Annotated in this window: 10 protein-coding genes; all 10 read left to right on the forward strand. The window is 37.6% G+C overall.

What is annotated here, in order from left to right:
* Nucleotides 1-586: 586 nt before the first annotated feature.
* The 10 genes from ACTNB3_RS17075 to ACTNB3_RS17120 all read left to right on the forward strand — a co-directional run bounded on the left by ACTNB3_RS17075 (nt 587) and on the right by ACTNB3_RS17120 (nt 11,042).
* Nucleotides 587-1,402 (forward strand): carbon-nitrogen hydrolase family protein, encoded by an 816-nt coding sequence (locus tag ACTNB3_RS17075; RefSeq protein ID WP_342999608.1) that lies wholly within the window; start codon nt 587-589, stop codon nt 1,400-1,402.
* Nucleotides 1,403-1,424: 22 nt separating this feature from the next.
* Nucleotides 1,425-2,357, forward strand: coding sequence for a DUF1177 domain-containing protein (locus ACTNB3_RS17080; protein WP_117557174.1), 933 nt, complete (start codon nt 1,425-1,427; stop codon nt 2,355-2,357).
* A 34-nt stretch (nt 2,358-2,391) separates the two neighbouring features.
* Entirely contained in the window at nt 2,392-4,008 is a 1,617-nt protein-coding gene (locus tag ACTNB3_RS17085; protein ID WP_427820171.1) for an ABC transporter substrate-binding protein, read from the forward strand.
* Between the two features lie 94 nt (nt 4,009-4,102).
* Nucleotides 4,103-5,065 carry an ABC transporter permease gene (locus tag ACTNB3_RS17090; protein ID WP_427820170.1) on the forward strand — a complete coding sequence of 321 codons (963 nt, stop codon included), beginning with the start codon at nt 4,103-4,105 and terminating at the stop codon, nt 5,063-5,065.
* Nucleotides 5,065-5,970 (forward strand): ABC transporter permease, encoded by a 906-nt coding sequence (locus tag ACTNB3_RS17095; protein ID WP_055156032.1) that lies wholly within the window; start codon nt 5,065-5,067, stop codon nt 5,968-5,970. The genes ACTNB3_RS17090 and ACTNB3_RS17095 overlap by 1 nt, the downstream gene beginning before the upstream one ends.
* Before the next feature lie 13 nt (nt 5,971-5,983).
* The gene (locus ACTNB3_RS17100; RefSeq protein ID WP_055156033.1) at nt 5,984-6,994 is read left to right on the forward strand and encodes an ABC transporter ATP-binding protein; all 1,011 of its coding nucleotides are present in this window, start codon (nt 5,984-5,986) and stop codon (nt 6,992-6,994) included.
* On the forward strand, nt 6,994-7,989 hold the full coding sequence (locus ACTNB3_RS17105; protein WP_427820169.1) for an ABC transporter ATP-binding protein: 996 nt from the start codon (nt 6,994-6,996) through the stop codon (nt 7,987-7,989). The genes ACTNB3_RS17100 and ACTNB3_RS17105 overlap by 1 nt, the downstream gene beginning before the upstream one ends.
* Before the next feature lie 162 nt (nt 7,990-8,151).
* A complete protein-coding gene (locus tag ACTNB3_RS17110) occupies nt 8,152-9,354 on the forward strand; it encodes a PucR family transcriptional regulator (protein ID WP_427820168.1) in 1,203 nt (400 codons plus the stop codon).
* A 320-nt stretch (nt 9,355-9,674) separates the two neighbouring features.
* Nucleotides 9,675-10,745, forward strand: a complete 1,071-nt coding sequence (rsmH, locus tag ACTNB3_RS17115; RefSeq protein WP_427820167.1) for a 16S rRNA (cytosine(1402)-N(4))-methyltransferase RsmH — start codon at nt 9,675-9,677, stop codon at nt 10,743-10,745.
* Between the two features lie 39 nt (nt 10,746-10,784).
* On the forward strand, nt 10,785-11,042 hold the full coding sequence (locus ACTNB3_RS17120) for a hypothetical protein (protein ID WP_441027125.1): 258 nt from the start codon (nt 10,785-10,787) through the stop codon (nt 11,040-11,042).
* Nucleotides 11,043-11,334 lie beyond the last annotated feature (292 nt).

Genomic DNA, 11,334 nt, shown 5'->3' on the forward strand with positions numbered 1-11,334 from the left:
TTCCTTTGCAACTGGCATAAAAATACTCCTTTTCGATAAAAATTGTCATATCTGAATTCTTACCAAAAAGGAGCCATTTTTTTCAAAAACACAAAATATTTTACACTACCGATTAAAATGTTATATTTATAATAACACCTCGAAAAACAACCTGAAAACATAGCTTTATTCAGTTGCTAAAGTGCGCTATGTGATGTCAATACTTTTGACACCTTTGATACCAGATTGCTACGTGCTTTGCACTCTTGCAATCCTCAAAAACATTCGTAATCCGCTCATTTTTCTTTGAAAAATGGCTACTTACTCATGTTTTTGACGGGTCAAGAGGTCAAAAATCCTCTTGCAAGCAAGCTTGCATCGGCTTTCTGACCTTTTGACCCTGGTATCATCATATTTATTAAAAAAAATAATAATACGAACCTTAAATTTGTTCAGTCAATAGGTAAAAAGAAAAATTATGCAATATGCACAACTCAAAACTGTATATGCACAAAAATAGGGCGATTTGTATAAAACGCTTTACGCTGATAGAGTGATAGAGTATACTGGGTTTAAACAAATTAATATTTTGAAGGAGGAAGGTAAAATGGATGGTCAGTTAAAAGTAGCAGCTGTTCAAGTTACAGTCGAACAAAATAATATTAAGAAAAATATGGAAAACGTTGAGAAAATGGCAATGACAGTTGCTGAAAATGAAAAGAATGTTGATTTAATTCTTTTTCATGAAGCCTGTTTGGAAAGCGGCGTCCAACTTCCAGAATTCGATAAGAAATTATCTGATGAAATTCATGACTTTTGGAAGAGCATAGCGAAAAAAGTAGGAACAAATGTTTTGGCAGGTCGGTTAGAACGAAAAGAAGATGGCATTTACAACAAGGCAACGGTATATGCACCTGATGGACGTATTCTTGCAGACTATGCTAAAATCCATTTATTTAATAGTGAGCGTGAAACACTGATTCCTGGAAAGGAACTGGTAATGTTCGAACTGAATGGAATTAAAATCGGCATCATGATTTGTGCAGACTTTGGATTCCCGGAACTTTCCAGAGCGTATGCGGTGAATGGATGTCATATGTTAGCAGTAACAAGCAGTTGGGCATATCCGGATGATGATCTGTGGACAATTTGTAACCAGGCACGTTCTTCTGAAAATGGAGTCTACTGTGTTTCGGTTGACAGAATTGGACCAGCCGGTAATGGTTGTATAAAAGTAGGACGTTCTATGGTATGTAATCCGGATGGACTCATTATCGCGAATTTATGGGAAAAAACAGATACCTATTATGTACAGACAATTTACAGAGAAGAAGTTGAAAAACGTCACCAAACAATGAAATGGCTTGAATGGTTACGTCCGGATTTGTATACAGATTGGCTGAAAACATATAAATGGGATTAATACTCTGGGGGGAGAAAAAAGTATGTTAATGCGTCAGGTTTTAGATGTTTATGAGCTGCTGGATAGAGCAGATGCTTCAGGAGAAAAAATGGAAGAATACTTAAGGCATCTGGGAGCAGAAGAGGTTGAAGTTACAACTATTGAAGGTCCAAAAGGTAAGACGGATATGATTCGTGTAACCATTCCCGGAACGAATGGAAAAAGTGCAGGCGGAAAGGCTCCTACATTAGGTGTTTTGGGAAGGTTAGGCGGACTTGGTGCAAGACCGGAACAAATTGGCTTTGTATCAGATGGAGATGGTGCACTGGTTGCACTGGCAGTTGCGGCAAAGTTACTCGATATGAAGAGTAAGGGAGATCAGCTGGAAGGGGATGTTGTATGTTGCACGCACATTTGTCCGGATGCGCCTACCAGTCCTCATAAACCGGTTCCATTCATGGGTTCACCGGTTGATATGGCAACAGTGAACAAACATGAGGTAAATGGAAGTTTAGATGCAATTTTATCAATTGATACGACAAAAGGTAACCGAATAATAAATACTAGAGGATTTGCTATTTCGCCTACCGTAAAAGATGGTTATATTTTAAGAGTAAGTGAAGATTTATTGGATATTATGCAGATGACGACAGGAAAAATGCCATATGTGTTTGCTCTTTCAACGCAGGATATTACACCATATGGAAATAATCTATTTCATTTGAATAGTATTCTTCAACCATCGACAGCGACAGAGGCACCGGTTGTAGGAGTCGCGATTACCACAGAGGTTCCTGTGGCAGGATGTGCGACCGGAGCAACACATGCCGGAGATCTTGAAGAAGCTGCAAGATTTGTGATTGAAACAGCCAAAGCTTACGGGCGCTGCGAATGTGAGTTTTATGACAAAGAAGAATTTGGAAGGATCGTTTCAAAATATGGAAACATGAAACATATACAGACTCTAGGAAAATAACTGTAAATTTGATTGGTTATAAAGGAGGAGCTTTATGAAGAAAAGAAATAAGTTAGTAGCAGTTTTGTTGAGTTGTTGTATGGCAGTAGCATTATTTGCCGGATGCGGTAATAATGATAAAGGTACCGCTGAAAATGATAACAATCAAGGAGAGCAGATAGAAGTAAGTGAAGAAGACAAATATGGTGGAACATTAAGAATTGGGATGGCAGCTGTAGCGAATAATATTGATCCGGTTAAATATACAGGAATATATGAAAATGCAATTATTGAAAATATAGGGGATACACTTGTTGTCTACAGTGATGATTTATCAGAGTTTCTTCCTAGTCTGGCAACAGAGTGGGAAGTAAATGAAGCAGGAAATGAGTACACATTTAAACTTCGTGAGGATGTTTACTTCCACCCGGGTAAATTTCAGGATGGTCGTCAGATGACAGCAGAAGATGTTAAATATTCACTGGAGCGATCTCATAATGAATCTGCATTGGCAAGATTGGCAATGCTGGATCATTGCGAAGTTATTGATGATTTTACTGTAAAATGTGTTCTTCCAAATCCGGATGCATCCTTTTTAGCGGCACTTACTAACAGTGGAAATGTAATTGTTCCAAAAGAAGAAGTTGAAGGTTGGGGAGATGAGTTTGGAGCTCATTTCGTAGGAACCGGTCCTTTTATGATGAAGGAATGGAAAACAGATGAAGCTGTAGAATTTGTCAGATCAGAAAATTTCTGGGGCGGAGAAGTTTATCTTGACGGATTAAATTTCGTATATATTACAGATATCAACCAGAGAGTTAATGCATTAAAAAATGGAGATATAGATATCGCTTGTGATCTTGCAGGAGAAGGTATTGATGAAATCAAAGCGGATAATAATCTTGTAATGAGCCAGGAACCTGGTATGGGAGTAAACTATATCTATTTTAATATGGAGAATGGTCCAACGGCAGATATCAAAGTTCGTAAGGCTTTGCAAATGGCAGTAGATCGAGATGCTATGTGTGCAGCACTTTATCAATATGGTGAATGTAGTCCGGCATACTTGCCTTTACCGCCTGCATCATGGGGATATGATGAATCATTAGAAGATTTAGTACCAAAATATGATGTTAAAGGTGCAAAAAAATTACTTGCAGAAGCAGGGTATCCGGATGGATTTGAACTTGAATATTATACAAGTGATTCGGCTTCATCTAAGAAAATCGGAGAAATTTTACAGCAATTTTGTGCTAAGGTTGATGTTAAAGTGAATATACATCAGGCTTCATGGGGAACATTTAGTGAAATTGGTGCATCAGGAAATGCGGATGCTATTGGAATGAGCTGGACATGGTTCCCGGATCCTTATTTCTACTTGAACAAAATGTTCCATGAAGAATCGCTTGGTACTTTGGGTAATGGACAACAGTTTAATATACCGGAAGTTAATGAATTGTTAGACAAAGCTGTTGAAGTCAGTGATCAGGAAGAAAGAGCTAAACTTTATAAAGAAGCCTTAAAACTGATTGTTGAGCAATATCCACAAATTGATTATTGTTTAGCTAACATCAACACAGGTTTGAATAAAAAAGTTCAGAATTATGTTGTTCGCCCTGATAAGACAATTGAAATCGCAGGTGACGGACATAACGTATGGTTGGCTAAATAAGCAGCCGAATGAAAATTAGGAGTGCCGTACTACAGGCACTCCTAATTTTTAAATCACTAATTACAATTTTCAACGATGAAAGGAGAACAACGGTATGATAAAGATGATATTAAAGCGTATCTTCCAGTTGATTCCAGTACTGTTGATCACGATGAGTATGACATTCGTTATTACTCGAGTTCTTCCGGGAAATCCTGCAGTATCAATTCTTGGTCCACAGGCAACAGCAGAGGATATCGCTAAAATGGAAGAAGAAATGGGACTGCACGATCCGATGCCGGTTCAATATATCAATTATATGAAGAGAATTTTAACCGGAGATTTAGGAACTTCTTATCGATATAACCGACCGGTAGCAGATCTTATTTTTGAAAAACTTCCAAATACATTACAAATTGCATTGGCAAGTTTAATTATAGCTTTACTTATTGGGGTTCCGGTAGGCATCATTTCAGCAGTAAAGCAATATTCGGTATTTGACTATATTTCGATGATAGCTGCGCTAATAGGAGTATCAATGCCGTCATTTTGGTTAGGATTAATGCTTGTTCTTATATTTAGTGTTAATCTGGGATGGTTTCCGACTATGGGAATGGGAGCTATCAGCAATGGAATTGGTGACGTTATATCACATTTATTTTTGCCGTCACTTTGTCTTTCCTTCGGAAGTATGGCTAACTTCGCAAGAATTAGTCGTTCCAGTATGTTGGAAGTAATCGATCAGGATTATATGAAAGCTGTCCGGGCAAAGGGAATTCGCGAGAATGTTGTCATCATTAAACATGGTTTAAAAAATGCCCTTCCACCAATTGTTACAGTACTGGGTATGCGTATAGCAGCACTTATGACAGGCGCAATCATGATTGAGACGATTTTCGCATGGCCTGGAATCGGCCGATTGATTGTTGATGCAATCAATAATAATGACTTTGAAATGATTCAGGGTACTGTATTATTTATGGCAATTCTATATGTAACAGTAAATCTTGTGGTGGATATTATCTATCTGTATATCAATCCAAAAGTAAGCTATGAATCCGAAAGGAGGGCCGGCTAATGGAAAATAAAGAAGTAAAAAGAGATTTAAGCGAAGCTAGTCAGCAGGAAATGTTGTTAAAAGAACGAAAAGCAAACAGTGCATGGAGAAAACTTCGCAGAAATAAATCTGCAATGTTTGGTTTGATTCTGGTAGTGTTTGTAACTTTGTTTTCTTTAGTAGGACCATTTATATATAGAGTAGATCCTGCTGCAATGGATTTTTTAAAAGTAAATGCGAAGCCTGGTACACCGGGTCTTCCATTAGGGGCTGATAATTTAGGAAGAGATTTGCTTGCAAGGTTGATCCATGGAGGTCGTGTCTCCTTGATCGTGGCAGTCGGAGGAATGGCGGTTGGTGCTGTGATCGGTATTCTGGCTGGCTTAATTTCAGGATATGCAGGTGGAAAAGTAGATATAATTATCATGCGAGTGATGGATGGTATGTCAGCATTCCCCTTTACATTATTAGCTTTAATGCTTATGACTGCTCTTGGAGCAGGAATCGAAAACGTTATTCTTTCCATTGGTATTGCAAGTGTTCCGGGATATGCCAGAATGGCCAGAGGACAGGTACTTGTTGTAAAAAATGAAGAATATATTAAAGCAGTGAAAGCGTTTGGAGCAAGCAATAGTCGCATTTTATTTAAACACTTGCTTCCAAATATTGTATCATCGTTAATTGTATATGCAACACTGAATGTTGCAGGTGCAATTTTGACAGAAGCTTCACTTAGTTTCCTTGGAATGGGAATTACGCCTCCGGATGTATCTTGGGGTGCAATTTTGAAAGATGGACAGGATGTTATCAGAAGTGCCAGTCATATTGCAACTTATTCAGGACTTGCTATTTTAATCACAGTATTAGGCTTTAATCTATTGGGAGATGGAATACGTGATGTATTAGACCCTAAGATGAAAAAATAAAAGGGGAGATAATATGAATAAAGAACCATTATTAAAAGTGGATAATTTAAAAACACATTTTAACACTGCTACTGGTATAGTGAAAGCAGTAGATGGTGTTACTTTTTCATTGGATTCCGGACAGACATTAGGAATAGTAGGAGAATCCGGGTGTGGTAAAAGTGTAACTTCTTCTTCAATTATGCGTCTTCTGCCTAAAAATGGTCATATTGTTGAAGGATCTATTCTTTTTGAAGGCAAGGATATCGTTAAACTCAGTCAGAAAGAAATGCTTCAAATACGTGGAAATGATATTTCAATGATTTTTCAGGATCCGATGACTGCGCTTGATCCGGTTTATACAATTGGCTCACAAATAATGGAAGTAATCAATGCACATCAAAAGATGTCAAAAGCAGAAGCAAAAGAATATGCTGTAAAAGTGTTGAAAATGGTAGGAATACCAGAAGCCGAAAAGCGTTTGAAATCCTATCCGCATGAATTCTCCGGCGGAATGCGGCAACGTGTAATTATCGCAATGGCAATTGCCTGTAATCCGAAACTTATTATTGCAGATGAACCTACAACAGCATTAGATGTTACTGTTCAGGCCCAGGTGTTGGGATTAATGAAAAATCTGCAGAAAGAATCGAATTCGTCAATTATTCTAGTAACACACAATTTGGGTGTGGTTTGGAAAATGTGTGATACAGTTATGGTTATGTATGCGGGAAAAACAGTAGAATATGCAGATGTAAAAATGATATATTCCGATGCACGACATCCATATACATGGGGATTACTTAAATCAATGCCTAAAGTAACGGATGATCCGAATATTCCTTTAGCTTCTATTCCTGGAACACCGCCAGATCTGAAGTTAACCGGAGGAAGCTGCAATTTTCATAATCGTTGTAAATACTGTCAGGAAATATGCAAAAATAAATGTCCTGAAATGAAAGAGGTAGAGCCGGGACATTTTGTTGCCTGCCACTTCTCAAAAGAAGAATTAGTTGAGATGGAACGGAGAGGAGGGAATGATTAATGGGTGAAAAACAAGATGATATTATCTTAAAAGTTGATCATTTGACAAAGACATTCCAGGTGAAAAGTCCAAGACTTTTTGAAAAACCACTTGCTCTAAATGCGGTAAATGATGTTTCTTTTGAAGTGAAGAGAGGAGAGACCATTGGAGTTATCGGCGAATCAGGGTGTGGGAAATCAACATTGGGGAAAGCAATTCTTCAATTGATCCCGGCAACTTCAGGGAATGTGATTTACAATGGGCAATCACTGATGAAACTTAATCAGAAGGAAATGAATGAACTTCGCAAAGAGATCAATATGGTATTTCAGGATCCATATTCATCCTTAGATCCTCGTATGACCACGGGTGAATTGATAGAAGAACCTATGATTATTCATAATATTGGGACTCCTGAAGAACGAAAAAAACGAGTAATTGAATTATTGAAATTAGTCGGATTAGATTACTATCATTCCATTCGTTACCCGCATGAGTTTTCCGGGGGACAGCGCCAACGTATCAATATTGCCCGAGCACTGTCAATGGATATAAAACTTCTTGTCTGTGACGAACCGGTTTCCGCTCTGGATGTTTCTGTTCAGGCACAAGTGCTTAATTTGTTGAAAAAACTGAAAGATGAACTTGGACTGACATATATTTTTATTTCTCATGATCTAAGTGTAGTAAAATATATCAGTGATCGAATCATCATTATGTATTTGGGAAGAATCATGGAGATTGGTGACGCAAAAGAAATATATGCAAATCCGGCACATCCTTATACAAAGGCATTATTTTCAGCAATTCCTCCGGTAAGTCCATATGAAAAAAAAGAAACGATCGAACTCAAAGGAGAAATTCCTAGTCCGTTAAATATGCCGCCGGGATGCCCATTCGGAAACAGATGTCCATTCTGTACTGAAATATGTAAGCAGAGTGTTCCGGAATTGAAAGCAATTGGAGATAACCACGAAGTTGCATGTGTGAGATATCAAAAGGGAGAAATATCATAAATATAATAAGGTAATACATAGAATTCTTTGCAAGCACAATTGGTTTAAGAGATGGGCAGAGTTTTATATTATTCATAATTCACAAAGTACATTTTTTTGAGTAGATAATATTGTGTAAATATGCTATTATGAAGAAAAGGTTTTGTGGAAGGATGAATAAAATTGGCAATTACAGTGAAGGATATTGTAGAAATAGCCCAAAAAAAAGGTTGTGAGCTTGCAACAGGGGAAGGCAAACTGTATAAAGAAGTGTACTATGTTGATACAATGGAGATTCCGGATATGGAAGCATGGATGAAACCAAATGTCTTATACATTACAACAGGATATGCTTATAGTGGGACAAAAGAGAAGGTTTTGTCACTGATAAAAGGTTTACATGATGTAAATGCAGCAGCACTTGCAATTAAATCCCGTTTTATCGGTGCTTACATGAAAGATTTTTTAAAACTTGCCAGAGAATATGAATTTCCGATTATCATAATGCCTGAGGAGCTTCCTTTTGTGGAACTGAATTATGCGGTTATGGAAGCACTTGTTACATCACAACATCATGAAGAGTTAAAATTAAAATCAGAAGAGCTAAATAAAAGAAAAGCAGATAGAAAATTATTTTCTGATCTTTTAGCGGGAAATGTTGTGATCAATGAGGAACAGAATCAATATTTTCATGAGCAAAACTGGCCAAAACCACCATACTATATTATGCTGATAGAATTTGAAAGACTCACGGGCAGTTATACTGATAAGGAATTTAGAAATCTGGAACAATGTATTCGTAAGGTCTTTGCAGAAGAACAGTTTGATTCAATTGTATTATCGAACAGGAAGATATTTCCTTGTATTATTAAGAAAGACGAAAAAAAATATAATCAGCAATATTTTGAAAGAATTAAAAAAGTGATTGCAGAGCGGTCTGGACATAATATTTTAATGGGTATTTCTAATGAAAGCGAAACATATAAAACGTTTCAGGTGACTTATAAAAACGCGATGAAAGCACTGGAGATTGCTCGTATTCGAAAAAAAGAATGCCCGGTAGTTTGGAGCGAAAAGATTGGATATTGGAAACTACTCAAGGAAATGAGCCAACAACAGCAGTGTAAAGAATTTGTTTCAAAAAAAATAGATGCTTTAATTCAGTATGACAAAGAAAATGAAAGTGATCTCATTGAAACCTTAGAAGCTCTTGTAAATCATTTAGGAGCCAGAAATACAACGGCAACAAGTTTGTATCTACATAGAAATACCTTAATGTATCGAATAAAAAAAATTGAGAATCTGACAGGATATGATTTATCGGATCCGGAAAGTATTTTAGAATTATCGCTTGCTTTAAGATTGAATAAATTTATGAATCATTGAATAAGTATTTTAAAGTGTTGCAGATGATATGATTAATACTTTAAAAGGCAGATCATCAAAATGGAATCAATGGATTTAATAAAAAATCCGCTATACTGGAGAGAAGTTGCTAGTGCAGAATTGGCAGTAGCGACGGACGATTCATATAGCGGATTTTTTATATGAGATGATTGCGAAAATAGAAAGTGGAATTAAGTCAATGGATGAAACGGGCAGTGTTAGCTGGATAGTGGAAAAGTTCCAAATGAGTCAACAAAATCGATGGAGTGGACCAGAGATTCGAAAAACCAAAAATAAATCAACAAGTAAGGAGATAATGTATGGCAGAACAGGAAAAGAACATTGAACAAGGTGTTCACAAGCGCCGCACAAGGTACAAGGGAAAATATCCACGAAAATTTGAAGAAAAATACAAAGAATTACAGCCGGAGAAATATCAGGACATGATTGCCCATGTCATTCAGAAAGGAAATACACCTGCCGGAATGCACATTTCGATCATGGTGCAGGAAATTCTTGACTTCTTGAAGATCCAGCCGGGAGAGGTGGGATTTGATGCAACGCTTGGCTATGGCGGACATACAAAAGCAATGCTGAAATGTCTGGAAGGAAAGGGGCACATTTACGCGACAGATGTAGATCCGGAAGAATCTGCAAAGACAAAAAAACGTCTGGAAGAACAGGGATTTGGGGAGGATATTTTAACAATCCGTCTTCAGAACTTTTGTACTATCGATGAGATTGCAAAAGAAGTTGGGGGATTTGATTTTATTTTGGCTGATCTGGGTGTGTCTTCCATGCAGATTGACAACCCGAAGAGAGGATTTTCTTTCAAAGTGGACGGACCTCTGGATCTGCGACTGAATCAGGAAAAAGGGATCAGTGCAGCCGAGAGACTGGATACAATTTCAAGAGAAGAACTTGCCGGGATGTTATATGAAAATTCGGATGAGCCGTACTGTGAAGAACTGGCAAAGGCAATCACCGAAGAAATCCGGAAAGGACACCGGATTGATACTACGACAAAGTTACGTCAGGTGATCGAACAGACCTTGTCTTTCCTTCCGGAAAATAAGGAGAAAAAAGATATCATCAGGAAGACCTGTCAGCGGACTTTCCAGGCACTTCGAATTGACGTGAATCATGAATTTGAAGTACTCTATGAATTTATGGAAAAACTGCCGGGCACTTTGAAACCGGGAGGAAGAGTAGCAATTCTGACATTCCATTCAGGAGAAGACAAACTGGTGAAGAAAGCTTTAAAAGCAGGATATCGCGAGGGAGTTTATTCCGAATATGCCAAAGATGTAGTTCGACCTTCGGCAGAAGAGTGTGCACAGAATGGGCGTGCAAGATCTACGAAGATGCGCTGGGCTGTGAAGGCGGAGTAAAAGTAAGTGTAGGCTGATTAGAATATTGACAAAACAAAAATCAAGGATCATAATGCGGTGCAGGAAGAAAAGTTTTTGAATGTGTTAAAATCCAGAATGGTAGATGGGATCATTTATGTCAGTTCGGATTATGCGACCAGTAACAAGCTACTTGCAGATTTATCAATCCCAGTTGTATTTATTGATCGTAAGATTGAAAAGAGTGGTAATAAGGGAAGTGTGCAGATTGATAATTATCAGGCTATGACGGAAGTCGCTGAGTATATCAGTAAAAAAGGATGCAATGGATCGGATTGAAAATATTCTTGGATTTAAAAGATTTGAGCGTCACGTTGGATAAAAAAAGAAGAGTAGAAAGATGCTGCAAAGTTATCAAAACAGATAACAGAGCGGCATCTTTTGTTATTTGAAAAATGATTAAAATATATAACAGAAAATTATAAGCCGATTTGTACTTTAGTCTACAAATTCAGATGCCGGGTAGTGTCAAGTAATCTATGAAAAACTGGGCCGAAAAAAACAGGCTCAAACGAACCTTGAAAATTGCAAATATATAAGACGGAAGGCCCTCCGGGGGCTCAGGGCGCTG

Source organism: Bariatricus sp. HCP28S3_D3 (assembly GCF_052065755.1).
Classification (GTDB): Bacteria; Bacillota; Clostridia; order Lachnospirales; family Lachnospiraceae; genus Allocoprococcus.

Bases quoted from the DNA above. Each gene is read 5' to 3' on its own strand.
- ACTNB3_RS17075 (WP_342999608.1), top strand. From the start codon at position 587: ATGGATGGTCAGTTAAAAGTAGCAGCTGTTCAAGTTACAGTCGAACAA.
- rsmH (WP_427820167.1), top strand. From the start codon at position 9,675: ATGGCAGAACAGGAAAAGAACATTGAACAAGGTGTTCACAAGCGCCGC.
- ACTNB3_RS17085 (WP_427820171.1), top strand. From the start codon at position 2,392: ATGAAGAAAAGAAATAAGTTAGTAGCAGTTTTGTTGAGTTGTTGTATG.
- ACTNB3_RS17105 (WP_427820169.1), top strand. From the start codon at position 6,994: ATGGGTGAAAAACAAGATGATATTATCTTAAAAGTTGATCATTTGACA.
- ACTNB3_RS17100 (WP_055156033.1), top strand. From the start codon at position 5,984: ATGAATAAAGAACCATTATTAAAAGTGGATAATTTAAAAACACATTTT.
- ACTNB3_RS17090 (WP_427820170.1), top strand. From the start codon at position 4,103: ATGATAAAGATGATATTAAAGCGTATCTTCCAGTTGATTCCAGTACTG.
- ACTNB3_RS17080 (WP_117557174.1), top strand. From the start codon at position 1,425: ATGTTAATGCGTCAGGTTTTAGATGTTTATGAGCTGCTGGATAGAGCA.
- ACTNB3_RS17095 (WP_055156032.1), top strand. From the start codon at position 5,065: ATGGAAAATAAAGAAGTAAAAAGAGATTTAAGCGAAGCTAGTCAGCAG.